The sequence below is a fragment of the Pseudomonas sp. VS40 genome, from assembly GCF_018587885.1.
GTDB classification, from domain to species: Bacteria; Pseudomonadota; Gammaproteobacteria; order Pseudomonadales; family Pseudomonadaceae; genus Aquipseudomonas; species Aquipseudomonas pergaminensis.
In genome coordinates this window covers 350,768-368,987 of sequence record NZ_JAGYWD010000003.1, presented here as the reverse complement: position 1 = coordinate 368,987, position 18,220 = coordinate 350,768, and the positions used below count along the sequence as shown (strand labels likewise).

Genomic DNA, 18,220 nt, shown 5'->3' with positions numbered 1-18,220 from the left:
GCCGCTGGCTTGGGTGTGAATATGTACGCTGACCTGTGGAGCTTTGCCCTCACGACTTATGCCCGCCCGGGCGTCGAATCCGCTTGCCTGCGCTTGCAGGAAGACGGCGCGGACGTGTGCCTGTTGCTGTGTGGTGCCTGGTTGGAGCAGCGCGCTGTGGCAGCAACCTCCGAGCGCCTGCAAGCGCTGAAACAGATTGCCCGGCCTTGGCAGACACAGGTGATCGAACCGTTACGTCAAATACGCACGCACTGGCGCGGCATGGCGCAGCAGGATGAAGCTCTGGCGGGGTTACGCGAGCGGGTCAAGGCCCTGGAGTTGGATGCCGAACGACAGTTGCTGACGCGACTGGAAGCACTGGCGCAAACTTGGCCGACTGGCGATGCGATGGATCAGCGGCGGTGGCTGGAAGGACTGACGGCTGAGGATGCCGCCAACCTTGACCCCGGCGCGCTGCAGCAGCTGCGCGCCGGGGTCACCAGCACTTAGGAAGCGCTGGCTGGGGTGGTGCTTGGCGCTACCGGAGCAGGCGTGCTGCTGGCCGGCGCAGTGGGTGCGGTGGACGCTGCCGGGGCGGCAGCAGGTGTTGCTGGCTTGGCCGGTGCTGGTTTTACGGCAGCCGGCTTTGCAGCAGCAGGTTTAGCAGCTGGCTTGGCGGCCGGCTTTGCAGCGGCAGGTTTGGCAGCTGGCTTAACGGCTGGTTTGGCAGCAGCAGGTTTAGCGGCTGGCTTAACGGCTGGTTTGGCAGCAGCAGGTTTAGCGGCTGGCTTGGCGGCTGGTTTCGCAGCAGCGGTTTTAGCAGCTGGCTTGGCGGCTGGTTTCGCAGCAGCAGGTTTAGCAGCTGGCTTGGCGGCTGGTTTGGCAGCAGCGGTTTTAGCAGCTGGCTTGGCGGCTGGTTTGGCAGCAGCAGGTTTAGCAGCTGGCTTGGCGGCTGGTTTTGCAGCAGCGGTTTTAGCCGCTGGCTTGGCGGCTGGTTTCGCAGCAGCGGTTTTAGCAGCTGGCTTGGCGGCTGGTTTTGCAGCAGCAGTTTTAGCAGCTGGCTTGGCGGCTGGTTTTGCGGCAGCAGTTTTGGCAGCTGGCTTGGCGGCTGGTTTTGCAGCAGCAGTTTTGGCCGCTGGCTTGGCGGCTGGTTTTGCAGCAGCAGTTTTGGCCGCTGGCTTGGCGGCTGGTTTCGCAGCAACAGTTTTGGCCGCTGGCTTGGCGGCTGGTTTTGCAGCAGCAGTTTTGGCAGCAGGTTTTGCTGCGGCTTTAGCCGGTGACTTGGCAGCAACCGCTTTGCTCGCGGGCTTCTTCGCCGCGCTCGCTGCAACAGCTTTCGCAGGGGTACGAGCGCCCAGCACTTTAGCCACGGCTTCTTTCACACGACCAACGCCCTGGGCCAGTTTCAGGCTTTCCTGAGCATCTTTTTTGAGTTGGGAAATATAGGCGCGGGTTTCAGCTTGGCGATCCTTGAGGGCGTCCAGCAGGTCCTCAAGCTCTTTGACAGCATCTTTGGCTTTGGCTTGTGCCTTGGCCTTGCCGGCAGTAGCGGCGTCTTGCAGTTTGGTGCGGGATTTGTGCAGCTTTTCTTGCGCTTTACCGCGTTGTTTTTCCAGCTTGGCGAGCAGTTTTTCTGCATCGGCCAACGCTTGGGAACAGGCGCTTTCCAGATGTTCGAGCAAGCTGCCCGAAAGTTGTTGGAGTAAATGCAACGGGGTATTAACAGGCTTCTGTTTGGCCGACATGGTTTACCTCCTGGCTGACGTGGGTGCGGCTCATACTAGCCCTCTGCTCTTACCGCCGCTAGGGCATGTTGACAGTATCGTTTGCCTTGCGTTGCACCGCGCGAAAATTCTTATCGATATAACGAAAACACGCGGCACTTTTTACCCGTTCACACTGGCATAATCCGTCGCACTTTCGGCGGGAGAATACCCATGTCGCGTTACCTTTTTCTTGTGCTTGGTCTAGCAATATCAGTGACCAATGCGAGCGAGCAATCGCCGGCAAAAACCACTGAACAAAACCAACATGACCTCGCCTACAGCCTGGGCGCGAGCCTTGGTGAACGCTTGCGCCAGGAGGTTCCGGACCTGCAGCTACAAGCGTTGATCGACGGCCTCAAGCAAGCGTATCAAGGCAAGCCGTTGGCATTGGACAACGCACGCATCGAGCAGATTCTTGCCCAGCACGAAGCACAGAACGAAGCCGATGCGCAGGCACCGCAAAGCGAAAAAGCACTCGCGGCCGAACAACAATTCCTGAGCAAGGAAAAAGCCGTAAAAGGCGTGCGCGAATTGGCGGATGGAATCCTGCTTACCGAACTCACACCCGGCAATGGCGAGAAGCCAACGGCCAGCGATCAAGTCCAAGTGAAGTACGTGGGACGATTGCCCGATGGGACGGTGTTCGACCAAAGCACGCAACCCCAGTGGTTCCGTCTGGACAGCGTGATCAGCGGCTGGAGCAGTGCATTGCAGCAAATGCCAGTGGGCGCGAAATGGCGCCTGGTGATCCCCTCAGCCCAGGCCTATGGTGCCGACGGGGCCGGCGAATTGATCCCGCCCTATACCCCTTTGGTGTTCGAGATCGAGTTGCTCGGAACCCGACACTGAGGCCATAAAAAACGGTGCGTCATGCGCACCGTTTTTTTGTATCGCGATCGAGCTTCAAGCCTGAGTAGCAGACTCTTCCTTGTGAGCGTTATGCAGCACTTCGATCAAGCAATCTTCCAGCTCGAATCGCTCATGCAGCAGCGCACCCAATTCTTTGAATTTTGCTGCAACACAGTTTCCGGCATCACACAGGTCGGTGAAGGCCAGCAGCTTCTCGGTGATGACATCGATGCGTGGGTAAATGGTCTCAGCCAAGTCCAGGCCACGCTGATCGTCGAAGGCTTCGGCCTCCTTGGTCAGCTGTTCGTAGACGCCAAAATGGCCGGCTGACACGTAGTCCACCAACACACCGCAGAAATCCTGCAACGGTTCACGGTTCTCCGCCAGTGCCTCGGGCTTGGCGCCGAGAGCATCAAAGGCCCGAACCAGTTCGTGACGTGCCTTCAGCCAGCTGTCGATCAGCTTGTGCACCCCACCCCAGCGTTCCTGAGCATTCTGACAACTTTCCAGCATGATGATCTCTCTTCCCTATAGGGGCGCTGCCGCCTGGTGCCCGCGCAACACTTCAAGGATAAAGCAGCAACCGGACAAGGCCGCATCTGACAAACGGTTTCAATAACACGTGCGGGCCAGATTATGCCCGCATGACTATGGCTTCAAGGTACGCAGGAGAGAAAGTTCATACAAGTGTTTAATCCCGTCCTACAAACTGCAACCGGCGTTCAGTGCCTCGCCGGGCGCAAACGTTGGCTCAACAACAGCCGTGAAAACTGCATGGCGCCCAGGATCAACATCGCGACGAAGAACAGCAGGCTCCACTCCGGCAGGCTCAAGTCAAACAGCGTCCAGTTGATCTCCACGCAATCAACGGTGCCTTTGACCGTCAATTGCAGGGCCTGCCAAAACGACAGGTTTTCGATCATGAAGTGCAGGCTCGGCCAGCAATCCGCTGCCTGGTCCGGTGCGGCGTTTTGTAGCAATACCTGACGCACGGCAGTCATCGCACCGAGCAACGCAAAGCCCATGCTTGCCAGCCCGTACAGGCAAAGAATAGAGCGCTTGGGGTTATGCAGGGCAGCGACCAGGTTGATCAAGGTGAAAGCGGCGAGGAATACCCGTTGCATTTGGCACAGGAAGCAAGGACGCAGCGAGGCGCCGAATTCCAGGTAGAAGGACGCGCCCAACGTCAGCGCACCTGCCAGGAACGCAAGGAAAAACAAGGAGCGTGAGGGGGCCAAAGACATGCTTTATCCGCATCGCGAAAGATAGGTCGCTACGGTAGAGGAAAGGCCTGACCGCTTTCAATACATGCTGGAGCAGACGATTCCGCGAGAGGGTAAGGACTTCCCACCAGAAGATGGAGGACTTTGGGCCATCCAGCGTCGGACTTTGCCCACAAACCCTCTAACGCAACGTTTTTAGAGCTCATGAAGGTTGGCGGTCGGATATATCCGCGCCAACCCTCGTCCGCCTTCCTACATCAAGCGCGAGCCGGGACAGGCAGCGGTGAAGCCAGCAAACGGTTATCCAGCAGCCCAAGGCCCTCTTGGAACAGCTGATTACTGCGCTCGGTATCGCCAAGCTGAGCCAACAAACGTGCGAGCTCGGCACAGGCTTCAGGATTGCGTTGCACCTGCAAACTGCTTTCCAGGTAATCCCGCGCCTTGCCCCACAAGCTGTTTTGCAGGCACAGGCGACCCAGTGTCAGCAGCAGGCTGGCATCGCCTGGATGGTCCTTGAGCCAACCCTCGGCAAACTTCAATTGCCGGGCCGGGTCACTGCCACGCAACAGGCCATATAGCCGGATCAGGTGGCTGTCGTAGCCGCGCTTGAGCGCGACACGCAACGCTTCTTCAGCCTTGGCATCGGCGCCCAGTTGGCGCAATTGCTCGGCGTAGGCCAGCACCAATTGCGGCTCCTGGCGCTGGGCAGACGTGAGCTGCTGCCAGGCCCGCTCAAGCGACTGCAAGCCGGCTTCGCCCTGCTCTTCGCGTTGGGCAGCGAGGCTCAGGTTCTCACCCCAGGCGCGGCGCTCAAGCTCGGCCAGTTCACTGGCGGGCAGCACTTTGTCCTTGCGCAGTTCCGGCAGCAGGCGAATCACTGACGACCAATCACCGCGCTGCTGATGCAGGCGCTGCAATTGGCGCAATACTTGCGCGTTATGGGGATGACGTTCGTGCATTGCCTGCAAGGTGATCAGTGCACCGTCGCTGTCGCCACGGTCCAATTGCAGTTGCGCATGGCTCAAGGCAACCGCCAGCTCGGCCTGGGGTTGACGCTCCAGGGCGCGCTCCAGCAAGCCGTCGGACTCTTCATACCGCCCCTGCTCATTCGCGGCACGGGCCGCGCCGAGGTAGTACAGCAGTGGCTGGCGCTCGGCTTCGGCGGCTCGGTGCAGGTGGCGCTCGGCGCTGGCCCAGCGGCCTTCAGCGAGGTCCATCTGGCCTTGCTCGATGGCGATCTGCACGCGGCGACTGCGATTACGTCGCGACCACGGGTTGACCACACCACCGGACGTGGTAACCAGGCTCACCAGTACGCGGATCAGATAGATGGCCAAACCGAAGGCAAATACCGCCACCACGGTTGCCCAAAGGCTCGACTCGTAATGCAGCACATGCGGGTAGGTAATCAGCACGTAGCCGGTGTGTTTCGAAATGCCTACAGCCAGCGCCAGCGCGATTGCAATCGCCAGCACCAGGATCACATAGAAACGTTTCATCGGCTCTACTCCTGCTTCACCGACGTCGCCGCCGCCTTGGCTTCGTCGGCAGACAGATGACGACGCTCAAGGTACGCCTGCACGGCAGCCAGGCTTGCGGCCAGGTCCGGTGTCACCACCGACACGGCCTTGGGCTCAAGCTCGGCGATACGCGCCAGCATCGCCTTGCTCTGCGGGTTGTCCTGGTTGAAGTTGTCCTGCAACACGCTGCGCGCTTCGCCCAGCGAGCGGCTGTAGACGGCCGCTTCACCATTGAGCGCCGCCCATTGCGCTTGCTCCAGGGCCAGGCTCAGGGCCAGGCGCACTTGGTTCAGACCTTGGCCGGCCAGCAGTGGACGGATGTTGTCGTCGGGGTTGAAGTCGATGCGGAAGTAACGGGAAATCTGCTCCCACCACTGGCTCCAGCGGCTTTGCGTATCGGTGGTCGGGCGCCCTTCGGAAGCGGGGTCGGTCAATTGATACTCAGGGGCAATGGCCGCCAATTGCACGACTTGGTCACGCAGGGCCGCCAGTTGCAGGTATAGCCCGGTACGGTCCGGCTGCTCGGTGCTGCGCAGCGCGGCAAGGCTCTTGGCCAATTGTTCGCGGGCAGCGTAAGAGCCTGGATCGCTTTGCTCGCGTAGGATCTCGTCGGCACCCTGCACCAGCGCCTGGGCGCTGTTGATATCTTGAAGGGCGGACAAGCGCAGGCTCGCCAGGCGGATCAAGTGTTCGGCCTCGGCCAGTCGCCAATCCTTGCGGCTGGAGCCCAGTACGGTTTCCAGGCGCTGGCTCAGCTTCTGCTGGTCACCCTGCAACTGGGCCACCAAGCGACGGCGTTCCTCCAGCTCATCCGCACCCGGCAATTGCGCCAGGCGCGCGGCCAGTTGTTGCTGGCTCTGCTTGAGGGACTGGGACTGGTCATCGAGGGTCTGCACCTGGCCCAACTGTTGTTGGCTGCTGGCCTGCAGGGCGCGGACCTGCCAGATACCCCAGCCGCCGGCGGCAACACCGGCTACGCCGAGCAGCAGGGCGACGATTGCCAGGCCATTGCCACGGCGCGGCACGGTGACCGGTGACTCAACCGGCGCATCAAGTGCGGGTTGGGTTTCATCTTTAGGCAAGGCTGTTTCGCTCACGTATCCGTCCTTTGCGTTTCAGAGAGTGGGAACGGGATAGCTCCGTATCGCCACTAACAAAGCCGCGGCACTCGCACCGCGACAATCCACAACTTTTTCTGCGCCAGCGGCCCGCGCCATTTCCTGGACTCGCGGGCTCGGCACGAACAACGGCAGCTGTGCCACCTGTGGCCAATCGGCTCCGGCCAGGGCTTGCAGGTGCAAAAAACCCTGCCCACTGCTGACCACTAGGCCGTTCAAGCGTTCCAACTGGATGCGTTGCATCAGCACACCGGCGTCGTAGGCCGGCAGGAAACGGCGATACAACTCCAGATAGTCGACACTAGCACCTTGCTCACGCAAACGCTCCGCCAGCAGTTCGCGACCGCCCTCGCCCCGCAGGATCAACACCTGGGCATCGGGGCGTGCGATAGCCTCGCGCAACGCAGGCAATTGAAGCAAGGCCTCGCTGTCATCGCCAGTCGGTGGGTAGTGAACATTGAGGCCGTGATCAGCCAGGACCTGCGCGGTGGCGGCGCCGACACTGAACCACGGCAGTTGCTTCCCCGCCCGCCCCAGCTGCTGCACGGCCAGGCGCGCGGCAGGTTTGCTGACGACGATCACCGCACAGTAGCGGTCCAGATCACAGAAGACGGCCTGCTGTTCAGGGGTGACAGGCAGCGGCTCAATGTCCAGCAACGGCAAGCTGCTGCTGAAGATACCCGCTTCGGACAACGTGGCCGCCAGGGCCATCGAGTCCTCGGCAGGCCGCGTCAACAGCACGCGCCATTCGGTCACTGCGGACCGGCCTCGCCATAGACTTTTTGCAGAATGGCGCCGGCGCCCTTTTCCAGCAGCTCTTCAGCCACCTGGATACCCAGGGCTGTGGCGTCACGCTGCGGACCACGCACTTCAGCAGTCAGCAGGGTGCCGCCTTCCGGGTCGCCGACCAAGCCACGCAACCATAGGTTTTCACCTTCAATCACGGCGTAGCAGGCGATCGGCACCTGGCAGCCACCGTTGAGGTGCTTGTTCAGGGCGCGCTCGGCCGTGACGCGCACTTCGGTGTCCTGGTGATCCAGGGGTTCGAGCAGGGCGTGGATTTCTGTGTCGGCGGTACGGCATTCAATGCCAACCGCGCCTTGCCCACCGGCGGGCAGGCTGTCCTCGACGCTGATGGCTGAGGTGATACGGTCTTCGAAGCCCAGGCGGATCAGGCCCGCCGCCGCGAGGATGATCGCGTCATATTCGCCGGCATCCAGCTTCGCCAGACGGGTGTTGACGTTGCCGCGCAGGAAGCGGATCTGCAGGTCCGGGCGGCGGGTGAGCAGTTGTGCCTGGCGGCGCAAGCTCGACGTACCGACGATGCTGCCCAGGGGCAGCTCATCCAAAGAGGCATACGTGTTGGAAACGAAGGCATCACGCGGGTCTTCGCGCTCGCAGATGCAAAACAGACCCAGGCCTTCCGGGAAGTCCATGGGCACGTCTTTCATCGAATGCACGGCGATGTCAGCTTCGTTTTCGAGCAGTGCGGTTTCCAGTTCCTTGACGAACAAACCCTTGCCGCCGATTTTCGACAGTGGCGAGTCGAGCAGCTTGTCGCCGCGACTGACCATGGGCACCAGGGTCACCGTGAGACCTGGATGGGCCTGCTCCAGACGTGCTTTGACGTATTCGGCCTGCCACAAGGCCAGGGCACTTTTACGGGTGGCGATGCGGATTTCGCGAGAGGACATGGATCAATCCGTACTGAATAGATACGGCAGATAATAACAGCTCAGGCAAATACGCTTTGATTTGAATCAGCAAGTGCGGGGCCTCCCTGGCCTCGTCGCACCGGGATATGGAATGCAAGCCTCGCCACAGCCCTGGGACTAAAGCTGCTGCATCATCTTGCGCACACCGGCGACGTGCCGTCGGCTGACGATCAACGCGTCACCGTTAAGGCCTTTCAGGAATAGCTGAAAGTGCCCCAGGGGCGTGCGTTGCAGGCGTTCGATTCGCTCGCGGGCTACCAGCGCGTTGCGGTGGATACGCACGAAGCGGTCGCCGAACTCGTCTTCAAGTGCCTTGAGCGGCTCATCGAGCAGTACTTCGCCACCTTGGTGACGCAGGGTCACGTACTTGTGGTCGGCAATAAAATAGACCACTTCACCCAACGGGATTAGCTCTATGCCTTTGCGGGTTCGGGCGCTGATATGGCTGCGCGGCCCGTTACCACTTTGGGCGGCAGGCTGAGTCAGGGCGGCAAGCTGGACGCGGGTTGGGCGCTCAGCCTTTTTCAGGGCCTTGAGCAATGCGTCGCCGGCCACCGGTTTGGTGAGGAAGCTGACACCGCTGGCTTCCAGCGTTTCCGCAGAAAACTCTTCGCCGGTTGCGCAAAACACCACGGCGGGTGGTGACTCTCGCTCGCTCAGTCGGGCGGCAACTTGCAGGCCATCGAGGCCTGGCATACGGATATCGAGCAGCACCACATCCGGCTTGAGGCTGTCGATCAGCGTCAACGCCTCTTCGCCCGTGGTGGCGCTCGGTTCTAATACTGCGTAACCCTCGAGTTCACTGATCAAACGGCTCAGTCGCTCGCGGGCTTGGGGTTCGTCATCAACGATCAGGACATTCATATTGCGCTGGATTCCTGCGTGAGTCTCGCACAAGGATAGCGTAGACAGGTGCGGTGACTTGCGTCACAGCGATCCACGCTAAGACTAGCGCGAGCGGCAAAAAGTGCCCTGAGAGTGGCACCCATATTTACCCGGACCTGTTCAATTACGCCCAAGACCTGCTGCCTTCGGGCATCGTCATAGGGTTTGCTGATACACAATCCGAATACCCCCCTTTTTTAATGGATAGTCTGGGCTCTGACCGCATCACCCGACTTTGGTGCATTCACACACTATCAGTCCAACTGTAGACGCTCACTGAGACGACATTGCTCAATCGTCAAATATCGTTTCAATAAGCCTCTGTACTCAGTCTCGTCCTGGACGCGGTCGGCGGCAAGGCACTTAGCCATCCTTTGCACAAATAAAAATGCCGACGACCCACAGCACCGCCTCCACGGGCAACCCTGTTATTATCGCCGGCACACTTCCATGCCTCTTTATTAAGCAGATCACGAGCGAATCCATGAGCACCGACAAGACCAACCAGTCCTGGGGCGGCCGCTTCAGTGAACCCGTCGACGCCTTCGTCGCCCGCTTCACCGCCTCCGTCACCTTCGACCAGCGCCTGTACCGCCACGACATCATGGGCTCCATCGCCCACGCGACGATGCTGGCCAAGGTCGGCGTGCTGACCGATGCCGAGCGCGACAGCATCATCGACGGCCTGACCACCATCCGTGGCGAGATCGAAGCCGGCACGTTCGACTGGCGCGTCGACCTGGAAGACGTGCACATGAACATCGAAGCCCGCCTCACCGACCGCATCGGTGTGACCGGCAAGAAGCTGCACACCGGCCGTAGCCGCAACGACCAGGTGGCCACCGATATCCGCTTGTGGCTGCGTGATGAAATCGACCTGATCCTGGCAGAAATCACCCGCCTGCAGAAAGGCCTGCTGGAACAGGCCGAGCGTGAGTCGGACACCATCATGCCGGGTTTCACTCACCTGCAAACCGCGCAACCGGTGACGTTCGGCCACCACCTGCTGGCCTGGTTCGAAATGCTCAGCCGCGACTACGAGCGCCTGGTGGACTGCCGCAAACGCGCCAACCGCATGCCACTGGGCAGCGCTGCACTGGCCGGCACCACTTACCCGATCGACCGCGAGTACACCGCGCAATTGCTGGGCTTCGACGCTGTCGGCGGCAACTCGCTGGATGGCGTGTCGGACCGTGATTTCGCCATCGAATTCTGCGCCGCCGCCAGTATCGCGATGATGCACCTGTCGCGCTTCTCGGAAGAGCTGGTGCTGTGGACCAGCGCGCAATTCCAGTTCATCGACCTGCCGGACCGCTTCTGCACCGGCAGCTCGATCATGCCGCAAAAGAAAAACCCCGACGTGCCCGAGCTGGTGCGTGGCAAGAGCGGCCGCGTGTTCGGCGCCTTGATGGGCCTGCTGACCTTGATGAAAGGCCAACCCCTGGCCTACAACAAGGACAACCAGGAAGACAAGGAACCGCTGTTCGACGCTGCCGACACCCTGCGCGACTCACTGCGCGCGTTTGCCGACATGATCCCGGCGATCAAGCCCAAGCACGCGATCATGCGTGAAGCGGCGCTGCGCGGGTTCTCTACCGCGACCGACCTGGCGGACTACCTGGTACGCCGTGGCCTGCCGTTCCGCGACTGCCACGAAATCGTCGGCCACGCAGTTAAGTACGGCGTGGACACCGGCAAGGACTTGGCGGAAATGAGCCTGGAAGAACTGCGTCAGTTCAGTGACCAGATCGAGCAGGACGTGTTTGCCGTGCTGACCCTGGAAGGCTCGGTAAATGCCCGTAATCACATCGGCGGTACTGCGCCGGCGCAGGTGAAAGCAGCTGTGTTGCGCGGCCAGGAATTGCTCGCCAGCCGCTAAAAGCATCGCAGGCAAGCCAGCTCCCACAGGAAATCGCATTCCAATGTGGGAGCCGGGCTTGCCCGCGACAGTGTCCTGCCAGACGCCAAAAATCTATTTCTTGGCCGCGATCATCGCCATAAACGCCGGCATCGCCGCCTCTCTGTCCGCCGCCACTTTCTGAGCGTTGGGCATGGCGTGCAACCTTTCCAGCAACGCCTTGGCTGCCGGCATTTCAGCCAGCAGATCCAGGCCAAACAGCTTCTCGCCCACCGCGCAGGCGAGGTTCACGCTGTACATGAAATACAGATCGGCAATGGTGAAACTCTCCCCCGCCACATAGGGTGCGAACTTGCCGTGCCTTCCCAACGACCCGAAACCCAACAGCAACTCGGCCTTGGACTTCTCCTTGATCGCCTCCGCCACCGGCATTCCAAAGAACGCCTCGGCGAAACATGCACGGGCAGGCAGTTCGATATACAGCTCAATCTCGCGACATAACGCCAGCACCTGAGCACGCTGAAACGGCTCGGCCGGAAGCAGCGCAGGGCCCTCATGGGTGTGCTCGATGTATTCGAGGATCACGCTGGTCTCGTTGATATACCCCTGCTTCACGCCCAGCACCGGCACCTTGCCGCGCGGACTGACGGCCAAGGCCTCCGGGGTTTGCCCGGCATAAAAGGGCACCTCTTCGAATGGCAGCCCTTTCTCCAGCAGCGCCAGCTTGACCATGTTGTAGTAGTTGCTGACCGAAAATCCGTAAAGCTTGAGCATCGCAAAGCCTCCAGGCCGTGTGCGGGGTTGGCTGCAAGCGTTATAGCGCCCCCGGCCTGGCCGTGCCAGCAGCATCACCTGCCTGAATGGGGGTAGACTGGCGCCCTTTCCTTGAGGAGCCTGCCATGAGCGAGCCGACCGATATCGACAACGACGAAGAAGAATTCGCCGAAACCACCCTGATCGAGGCGATCGAGAACCAGATCGAAAGCGAAAACCCACCGGCTGCCAAGGCTACCTTCAACAAGCTGACCCTGGTCGGTTACGAGCGTGAAGAGATCCTCCAACTGATGGCCCACGTGCTGGCTGTCGAGATCGATGCGTTGCTGGAAGAAGACCGCGCCTTCAATACCGAATGGTATGAAACTGCACTGCGTGCCCTGCCGGAATTGCCTCCGGAAAAGCAATAATCCCAGGGTGCAGCAACACGCTGGACAGTTCGGCAAAGTGCGTTCACCTTATGGCCTGCTAGCCTCTAATAAATTCTTAGAAAGTCTGGAGTCCTTATGTCGTATACCCCTGAGTTGGTTGCCGAACTGGAAATCCTTGTACTCTTCCCATTGGACAGCACTAAAGAAGGCCTGAAAGTCCATCAGACCGCCGCTCCTACTGCCATCGCTGCTGCTAAACGCCTCCACGCGAAAGGACTTATCGACCAACCGGACGGGGGCTACCTGACCAGCCTTGGCCGGGACGCCGCAGAGCAGGCCCAGACCCTGCTGACTATCTTGACCACTGCCACGACCAAAGAAGCCGCCTGATATCGGATACGCCCATGGAGTCCGCCTCTTGCGGATTCCGAGGGCGTTGCTGTGGAAGTGCGAAAATTCTGACGTCAAAATCCATTTCCCTCTAAACCTCCTACGCTACTGGCTGTAAACTCCTACACGGCCGCCCACGTCGGGCCCTGCGAGCCACCGAGTTCGACATGACCCGCACCCATGAAATCCGCCCCGACCTGGACGAAGGCATCGACCGCAAGGTGCTGGCCCAATTGCGCGCGCGTTTCATGGCCCTCAATGACGGCCGCATGGCCCGTGCCGTCGAGGGGCTGACGCCGCGCCAGCAAAGCGTGCTGAACCTGTTGCCGCTGTTCTTCCACGTCAACCACCCGCTGCTGCCCGGCTATGTGTCGGGCAGTACGCCAGCCGGCTTGTCGAATTTCGAACCGGATGCCCAGGCCCTGGCAGAAGCCCAGCGCCTGACCCGCTCTTTCTCCTACAAGCCGCGCCACGGCAACCCGCCGCGGCCTATCCACGGCCTGTACCTGATGGGCAGCCTCGGCACTCTGGCCCAGGCCGACCAGAGCGATATGGACGTGTGGGTCTGCCACGCCGCCGACCTGAGTGAGAGCGAACTGGCCGAACTGCGCAAAAAATGCCAGTTGCTGGAAGCCTGGGCCCTGACCATGGGCGCCGAGGCGCACTTCTTCCTGATCGAACCGACACGCTTTGTGCTCGGTGAGCGCGACACGCAACTGAGTTCCGATGATTGCGGCACGACCCAGCATTACCTGCTGCTCGATGAGTTCTACCGCACCGCCATCTGGCTGGCCGGGCGCACGCCGATCTGGTGGCTGGTGCCGGTGTATGAAGAGACGCGCTATGCCGAGTTCACCCACACGCTGATTTCCAAGCGTTTTATCCGCGCCGATGAAACCCTGGACCTCGGCCACCTGGCGCGCATCCCGCCGGGCGAATTCATCGGCGCCGGGCTGTGGCAGCTATTCAAGGGCATCGAGTCGCCCTACAAATCCGTGCTCAAGCTGCTGCTGACCGAGGTCTACGCCAGCGAACACCCGAAGGTGCACTGCCTGAGCCTACGCTTCAAGCGTGCGGTATTCGCCAACCAAATGGACCTGGACGAACTCGACCCCTACATCGTGGTGTACCGCCGCATCGAGGAATACCTCAAGGCCCGCAACGAGCCCGAGCGCCTGGAGTTGGTGCGGCGCGCGCTGTACCTGAAGGTCAATCGCAAACTCAGCGCCGGGCAGCGCACCACCAGCTGGCAACGGCTGCTGCTGGAGCGCCTGGCCCATGAATGGGGCTGGGACCAGCGCCAATTGGCGCTGCTGGACAGCCGCAGCCAATGGAAGGTGCGCCAGGTAGCCTCCGAGCGCCGCGCGCTGGTCAGCGAGCTCAATTACAGTTATCGCTTCCTGACCCAGTTCGCCCGCACCGAACAGACCGTCAGCCTGATCAACAAGCGCGACCTCAATGTGCTCGGACGACGCCTATACGCCGCGTTCGAGCGCAAGGCCGGCAAAGTCGAGTTCATCAACCCCGGCATCGCCCCGGACCTGGCCGAAGACACCCTGACATTGGTGCAATCGCCCAACCGCAAGGAGCCCGGCCAGCACCACTGGGGCCTGTACAACGGCAACCTTACGGCTCTGGAATGGGAGCACTTCGCGCCGATCAAGCGCAGCCGCGACCTGCTCGAGATGCTCACCTGGTGCCACCGCAACGGCGTGATCGACAGCAGCACGCGCCTGGCCTTGCACCCCGGCACCAGCGACATGACCGAATTCGAGCTGTTCAACCTGCTGGGCAGCCTGCAACAGACCATCGCCCTGCCCCTGGCCAGCGTGGATGAAGACCGCCTGCTGCGCTCGGCCGTGCCGGAGGAAGTGTTGTTGCTGATCAACGTCGGCGTCGACCCGCTCAAGCATCACCGCGACCTGAATATCCTGATGACCACCGAGCGCACCGACTCCCTGAGTTACGCCGGGGTGCGCGACAACCTGGTGCTGACCCTGGACCAGGTCACGCTCAATAGCTGGAACGAGGTGATGGTCAGCCGCTTTGACGGCCCCCACGCGTTGCTCGACTGCCTGCGCGACTACCTCAACCAGTTACCACCCGACCATCTGCCCCGCCTGCGAGTGCGCTGCTTCTGTCACAACCGTGCGCAGTTCATTGCCCAGCGTGTGGAAGAAATCTTCGACACCGCTCAGAACCTGCTGTTGGGCCAAGGCAATCACCGCTATCTGCTCCAGGTGCAGCAGCATTATCACGTGATGGAACTGATGCCAGGCCAGGCTACCCATGTATCCCTGCCGACCCAGGATGCGCTGATCGCCTACCTCAGCGAGGAGCTGGCCAGCTACAGCCCACTGCACCTGGACGCCATGGCCCTGGAAGACCACGACCTGGCCCTGCTGCTGCCCATGGGCATGGCCGATTGCGTACAGGTGTTCTACCGGGTCAACGAAGGTTTCGCCGAGCTGTATGTGCTGGATGAATTCAATGCGCTCTGGCAACAGCGCCTGCCGTTTCATGATGAACAGAGCCTGTTGGCGCCCTTGCAGCGCTTCTTGCAGTCGATCATTTACCGCCGGGACGCGTTGTCCCCGCTGGACCCGCAACAGCCGCTGGGTGCAGTGCACGTCTTGTATTACCAGCTATTGCCGTCGGGCAGTGGACGCGCACGCGGCATCGAACCTCGGCCAGCGCCAACGAACCCGGCGAACAAGCCGTTTTACGATGTGCAGGCGATTATCGGCAAGGCAGCGCCAGGCCAAGTGGGAATTACCCTGTATTGCAATCAGCGGGAGTTTTCCGAACTGGAATTTGGCGACCAGCTGTTTGCAGTGGTCGCCCTGGAGATCGTCGGGCAACGCCGGGAAGCCGAACGTTACCGCTGCTACATCACGGACCTGGACCTGTCCGGCCTGCTCGGCGATGTGCAAAGCCCAAGCAACCTGTACTTGCGTTACAAGGCCGAACTTGAGCTGTCGCTCAACGAGGCGCTGAGCCAGATTTAAAGGGGAAAGGCTCCACCGTCTTTGGGTTGGCCTTCAACGCTGAGCAGCTCCAGCTTGAGCGTCTTGCCGCCCGGTGCTGGCCAGTCAATGTGCTGACCCACCTGCAGGCCGAGCAAGGCGCTGCCCACGGGCGCCAGGATCGAGATCTTGCCTTCGTCGGCGTTCGCGTCTTTCGGGTAGACCAGAGTCAGGTGGTAGTCCTTGCCGCTGCCTTGCTCACGGCAATGCACGCTGGAGTTCATGGTCACGACACCCGCAGGCACTTCATCGTGACCAACCACGTCTTCGGCGCGGTCGAGTTCGGCTTGCAACGCTTCGACGCCGGGAGATTCGTCGCCCAAGCGGTCGATCAGTTGCTCCAGACGCTGCACGTCAAGACGGGTGAGGATGATGGACGGTGCGGTGGTCATGATTCAGGCAGACTCCTTTTTTCTGCACAAAAAAGCAAAACCCCGCCAGGAAAAGGCGGGGTTCTCACGGGCCTCGATGAGTTGAGGCGTACCCGGACACTACCACAGCGTCACAAATAAACAAGACGGCCTCAGGCGTGGGCCCGGCGCTGCTCGGCCTCGGCGCAGATCACGCGGCGCCGGGCATCGTCGGCAGAGCGCCATTCACGGATATCTTCCACGTGACGGAAGCAGCCGAGGCAGACTTTCTGCTCGTCCAGGCGACACAAACTGATACAAGGTGAGGGCACCGCGGGGCTGACATTACTGAACAGCGGCTTCGGCGGGCGAACGGGTGCAGGCTGGGTCACGGTCAGATCTCGTCGAAATCCAGGTCGGCGCCGGTGTACTCGCTGACCAGGCGCGCGAGCATTTCACTCAGCAGCTCTTCACTCTTGTCGCACTGCCATTTGCCGCTTTCTTCGTCGTAGTCGAAGTGCACGCCACCGGAGCGCGCCGCCAGCCACAGTTGGCGCAGCGGTTCCTGGCGACTGAAGATCAGTTGCTGGCCGCTGTCGAACTTGACGGTCAGCACGCCGGCCGAGTTTTCCAGGTCCACGTCCAGGCCGCTGTCGTCGAAAATATCCTCCAGCGCCTGCTGGGTCGAATCCACCAGGTCGTGAAAACGGGCTTCGGTCAAACTCATTGTGGCAACCTCAAAAGTGTCTGGTTTTGCTCAAGCGCCGCACGATACGGGCGCGCCCCGCCGATTGCAAAGGATACCGATTTCAATACGATTGACGGTGTGAAATATCCTCAACCAGCGTAGTCCGCATCCTAACCGTCTCGGCAAACCCCCGCCGGACGGGTATTCCAGCGCATAGGCAAGCTGGCGGGTGGTCGGTATACTCGGGCGCAATTAATGCATATTCAAGGATTTCGCCATGAAGCGCCTGATCTCTTCCCTTGCTGCGCTCGTCGCGGTCGCTTGCCTCGTTAGTGCCTGTGGTCAGAAAGGCCCGCTGTACCTGCCCGATGACAGCAAAGACCCGAATGAACAGGCGCAGTCGTCGCAAAAACCATCCAAAGCGCATAAGCACGACACCTACGAATAAGGGTACTCCATGGACGCTTTTAACTACCGGGACGGCGAGCTGTTCGCGGAAGGCGTGGCGTTGTCCGCGATTGCCGAGCGCTTTGGCACCCCGACCTATGTGTATTCCCGTGCGCATATCGAAGCCCAGTACCGCTCGTTCACCGACGCGCTCGACGGCGTACCGCACCTGGTGTGCTACGCGGTCAAGGCCAACTCCAACCTGGGTGTCCTGAATGTCCTGGCACGCCTCGGCGCTGGTTTCGACATCGTTTCCCGTGGCGAGCTGGAACGTGTACTGGCTGCCGGCGGCAAGGCTGAAAAGATCGTCTTCTCCGGCGTCGGCAAGACCCGCGAAGACATGCGCCGCGCCCTGGAAGTCGGCGTGCATTGCTTCAACATCGAATCCACCGACGAACTCGAGCGCCTGCAAGTCGTGGCCGCCGAGATGGGCGTTCGCGCGCCGATCTCCCTGCGCGTCAACCCGGACGTCGACGCCGGCACCCACCCGTACATTTCCACCGGTCTCAAAGAGAACAAGTTCGGCATCGCCATCGCCGACGCCGAAGACGTGTACATCCGCGCTGCCCAACTGCCAAACCTGGAAGTGCTGGGCGTCGACTGCCACATCGGCTCGCAACTGACCAGCCTGCCTCCGTTCCTGGACGCGCTCGACCGCCTGTTGGCACTGATCGATCGTCTCGGCGAATGCGGCATTTACCTGCACCACATCGATCTGGGTGGTGGCGTGGGCGTGCGCTATCGCGACGAAGAGCCGCCGCTGATTGCCGACTATATCCAAGCCGTGCGCGAGCGCATCGAAGGCCGTGACCTGACGCTGATGTTCGAGCCGGGCCGCTATATCGTCGCCAACGCGGGCGTGCTGCTGACCCAGGTCGAGTACCTCAAGCACACCGAGCACAAGGACTTCGCCATCGTCGACGCGGCGATGAACGACCTGATCCGCCCGGCGCTGTACCAGGCCTGGATGAATGTCACCGCCGTGACGCCTCGCGACAGCGAAGCCCGCGCCTACGACATCGTCGGCCCGATCTGCGAGACCGGCGACTTCCTGGCCAAGGATCGTCAGTTGGCCCTGGAAGAAGGCGATCTGCTGGCCGTGCATTCGGCCGGTGCCTACGGGTTTGTCATGAGTTCCAACTACAACACCCGCGGACGTACCGCCGAGGTGCTGGTGGACGGTGATCAAGCGTTTGAAGTGCGTCGCCGCGAGACGGTAGCCGAGTTGTATGCTGGCGAAAGCCTGCTGCCGGAGTAAGCC

General features: G+C 61.0%; 19 protein-coding genes and 1 pseudogene. 8 read left to right on the top strand and 12 right to left on the bottom strand.

Annotation, left to right across the window (positions count from 1 at the left end; all coding sequences use genetic code 11):
- Positions 1–21 precede the first annotated feature (21 nt).
- Positions 22–489, top strand: a complete 468-nt coding sequence (locus KHP07_RS10805) for a TIGR02444 family protein (protein WP_078050675.1) — start codon at positions 22–24, stop codon at positions 487–489.
- Between the two features lie 428 nt (positions 490–917).
- Here the strand turns inward: KHP07_RS10805 and KHP07_RS10800 are convergent.
- Positions 918–1,724 (bottom strand): annotated as a pseudogene (locus KHP07_RS10800) (AlgP family protein); the annotation flags it as partial.
- A gap of 192 nt (positions 1,725–1,916) precedes the next feature.
- Between KHP07_RS10800 and KHP07_RS10795 the strand changes: the two are divergent.
- Positions 1,917–2,594 (top strand): FKBP-type peptidyl-prolyl cis-trans isomerase, encoded by a 678-nt coding sequence (locus KHP07_RS10795; RefSeq protein WP_214497177.1) that lies wholly within the window; start codon positions 1,917–1,919, stop codon positions 2,592–2,594.
- Between the two features lie 54 nt (positions 2,595–2,648).
- On the opposite strand, the gene KHP07_RS10790 is transcribed toward KHP07_RS10795, so the two are convergent.
- From KHP07_RS10790 to KHP07_RS10760, 7 genes are all read right to left on the bottom strand, one after another.
- Positions 2,649–3,107 (bottom strand): Rsd/AlgQ family anti-sigma factor, encoded by a 459-nt coding sequence (locus tag KHP07_RS10790; RefSeq protein WP_078050678.1) that lies wholly within the window; start codon positions 3,105–3,107, stop codon positions 2,649–2,651.
- Between the two features lie 209 nt (positions 3,108–3,316).
- Complete coding sequence (locus tag KHP07_RS10785) at positions 3,317–3,838, bottom strand: disulfide bond formation protein B (protein ID WP_099493195.1); 522 nt, start codon at positions 3,836–3,838, stop codon at positions 3,317–3,319.
- Between the two features lie 236 nt (positions 3,839–4,074).
- Entirely contained in the window at positions 4,075–5,316 is a 1,242-nt protein-coding gene (locus tag KHP07_RS10780; protein WP_100491896.1) for a heme biosynthesis protein HemY, read from the bottom strand.
- 5 nt (positions 5,317–5,321) lie between these two features.
- Entirely contained in the window at positions 5,322–6,434 is a 1,113-nt protein-coding gene (locus KHP07_RS10775) for a uroporphyrinogen-III C-methyltransferase (RefSeq protein WP_214497176.1), read from the bottom strand.
- Between the two features lie 18 nt (positions 6,435–6,452).
- Positions 6,453–7,211, bottom strand: coding sequence for a uroporphyrinogen-III synthase (locus KHP07_RS10770; RefSeq protein WP_214497175.1), 759 nt, complete (start codon positions 7,209–7,211; stop codon positions 6,453–6,455).
- Entirely contained in the window at positions 7,208–8,149 is a 942-nt protein-coding gene (gene hemC, locus KHP07_RS10765) for a hydroxymethylbilane synthase (protein WP_214497174.1), read from the bottom strand. The genes KHP07_RS10770 and hemC overlap by 4 nt, the downstream gene beginning before the upstream one ends.
- A gap of 138 nt (positions 8,150–8,287) precedes the next feature.
- Entirely contained in the window at positions 8,288–9,034 is a 747-nt protein-coding gene (locus tag KHP07_RS10760; protein ID WP_078050682.1) for a LytR/AlgR family response regulator transcription factor, read from the bottom strand.
- 505 nt (positions 9,035–9,539) lie between these two features.
- Here KHP07_RS10760 and argH point away from each other — a divergent pair.
- Entirely contained in the window at positions 9,540–10,934 is a 1,395-nt protein-coding gene (argH, locus tag KHP07_RS10755) for an argininosuccinate lyase (protein ID WP_078050683.1), read from the top strand.
- 93 nt (positions 10,935–11,027) lie between these two features.
- Here argH and KHP07_RS10750 read toward each other — a convergent pair whose 3' ends face one another.
- Positions 11,028–11,687, bottom strand: coding sequence for a glutathione S-transferase family protein (locus KHP07_RS10750; RefSeq protein ID WP_078050684.1), 660 nt, complete (start codon positions 11,685–11,687; stop codon positions 11,028–11,030).
- A 125-nt stretch (positions 11,688–11,812) separates the two neighbouring features.
- Here KHP07_RS10750 and KHP07_RS10745 point away from each other — a divergent pair, with 125 nt between their 5' ends.
- The 3 genes from KHP07_RS10745 (at position 11,813) to KHP07_RS10735 (ending at position 15,456) form a co-directional block, all read left to right on the top strand.
- Positions 11,813–12,097: a hypothetical protein gene (locus KHP07_RS10745; RefSeq protein WP_010207441.1), complete on the top strand. Its 285-nt coding sequence runs from the start codon at positions 11,813–11,815 to the stop codon at positions 12,095–12,097.
- Positions 12,098–12,193: 96 nt separating this feature from the next.
- The gene (locus KHP07_RS10740) at positions 12,194–12,448 is read left to right on the top strand and encodes a TIGR02647 family protein (RefSeq protein ID WP_010207442.1); all 255 of its coding nucleotides are present in this window, start codon (positions 12,194–12,196) and stop codon (positions 12,446–12,448) included.
- A gap of 167 nt (positions 12,449–12,615) precedes the next feature.
- A complete protein-coding gene (locus KHP07_RS10735) occupies positions 12,616–15,456 on the top strand; it encodes a class I adenylate cyclase (RefSeq protein ID WP_214497173.1) in 2,841 nt (946 codons plus the stop codon).
- Here the strand turns inward: KHP07_RS10735 and rnk are convergent.
- The 3 genes from rnk to cyaY all read right to left on the bottom strand — a co-directional run bounded on the left by rnk (position 15,453) and on the right by cyaY (position 16,551).
- A complete protein-coding gene (gene rnk / locus KHP07_RS10730) occupies positions 15,453–15,866 on the bottom strand; it encodes a nucleoside diphosphate kinase regulator (protein WP_010207444.1) in 414 nt (137 codons plus the stop codon). The genes KHP07_RS10735 and rnk overlap by 4 nt on opposite strands.
- A 131-nt stretch (positions 15,867–15,997) precedes the next feature.
- On the bottom strand, positions 15,998–16,216 hold the full coding sequence (locus KHP07_RS10725) for a DUF1289 domain-containing protein (protein WP_015886498.1): 219 nt from the start codon (positions 16,214–16,216) through the stop codon (positions 15,998–16,000).
- A gap of 2 nt (positions 16,217–16,218) precedes the next feature.
- Complete coding sequence (cyaY, locus tag KHP07_RS10720) at positions 16,219–16,551, bottom strand: iron donor protein CyaY (protein ID WP_033897501.1); 333 nt, start codon at positions 16,549–16,551, stop codon at positions 16,219–16,221.
- 238 nt (positions 16,552–16,789) lie between these two features.
- On the opposite strand from cyaY, the gene lptM reads away from it, so the two are divergent.
- On the top strand, positions 16,790–16,960 hold the full coding sequence (gene lptM / locus KHP07_RS10715) for an LPS translocon maturation chaperone LptM (RefSeq protein WP_010207449.1): 171 nt from the start codon (positions 16,790–16,792) through the stop codon (positions 16,958–16,960).
- Positions 16,961–16,969: 9 nt separating this feature from the next.
- Positions 16,970–18,217 (top strand): diaminopimelate decarboxylase, encoded by a 1,248-nt coding sequence (gene lysA, locus KHP07_RS10710; protein WP_099493200.1) that lies wholly within the window; start codon positions 16,970–16,972, stop codon positions 18,215–18,217.
- Positions 18,218–18,220 lie beyond the last annotated feature (3 nt).

What these genes read in the sequence shown, in the direction of transcription:
- KHP07_RS10805 (WP_078050675.1), top strand. Translation starts at nt 22, where the DNA reads ATGTACGCTGACCTGTGGAGCTTTGCCCTCACGACTTATGCCCGCCCG.
- KHP07_RS10795 (WP_214497177.1), top strand. Translation starts at nt 1,917, where the DNA reads ATGTCGCGTTACCTTTTTCTTGTGCTTGGTCTAGCAATATCAGTGACC.
- KHP07_RS10790 (WP_078050678.1), bottom strand. Translation starts at nt 3,107, where the DNA reads ATGCTGGAAAGTTGTCAGAATGCTCAGGAACGCTGGGGTGGGGTGCAC.
- KHP07_RS10785 (WP_099493195.1), bottom strand. Translation starts at nt 3,838, where the DNA reads ATGTCTTTGGCCCCCTCACGCTCCTTGTTTTTCCTTGCGTTCCTGGCA.
- KHP07_RS10780 (WP_100491896.1), bottom strand. Translation starts at nt 5,316, where the DNA reads ATGAAACGTTTCTATGTGATCCTGGTGCTGGCGATTGCAATCGCGCTG.
- hemC (WP_214497174.1), bottom strand. Translation starts at nt 8,149, where the DNA reads ATGTCCTCTCGCGAAATCCGCATCGCCACCCGTAAAAGTGCCCTGGCC.
- KHP07_RS10760 (WP_078050682.1), bottom strand. Translation starts at nt 9,034, where the DNA reads ATGAATGTCCTGATCGTTGATGACGAACCCCAAGCCCGCGAGCGACTG.
- argH (WP_078050683.1), top strand. Translation starts at nt 9,540, where the DNA reads ATGAGCACCGACAAGACCAACCAGTCCTGGGGCGGCCGCTTCAGTGAA.
- KHP07_RS10750 (WP_078050684.1), bottom strand. Translation starts at nt 11,687, where the DNA reads ATGCTCAAGCTTTACGGATTTTCGGTCAGCAACTACTACAACATGGTC.
- KHP07_RS10745 (WP_010207441.1), top strand. Translation starts at nt 11,813, where the DNA reads ATGAGCGAGCCGACCGATATCGACAACGACGAAGAAGAATTCGCCGAA.
- KHP07_RS10740 (WP_010207442.1), top strand. Translation starts at nt 12,194, where the DNA reads ATGTCGTATACCCCTGAGTTGGTTGCCGAACTGGAAATCCTTGTACTC.
- KHP07_RS10735 (WP_214497173.1), top strand. Translation starts at nt 12,616, where the DNA reads ATGACCCGCACCCATGAAATCCGCCCCGACCTGGACGAAGGCATCGAC.
- rnk (WP_010207444.1), bottom strand. Translation starts at nt 15,866, where the DNA reads ATGACCACCGCACCGTCCATCATCCTCACCCGTCTTGACGTGCAGCGT.
- cyaY (WP_033897501.1), bottom strand. Translation starts at nt 16,551, where the DNA reads ATGAGTTTGACCGAAGCCCGTTTTCACGACCTGGTGGATTCGACCCAG.
- lptM (WP_010207449.1), top strand. Translation starts at nt 16,790, where the DNA reads ATGAAGCGCCTGATCTCTTCCCTTGCTGCGCTCGTCGCGGTCGCTTGC.
- lysA (WP_099493200.1), top strand. Translation starts at nt 16,970, where the DNA reads ATGGACGCTTTTAACTACCGGGACGGCGAGCTGTTCGCGGAAGGCGTG.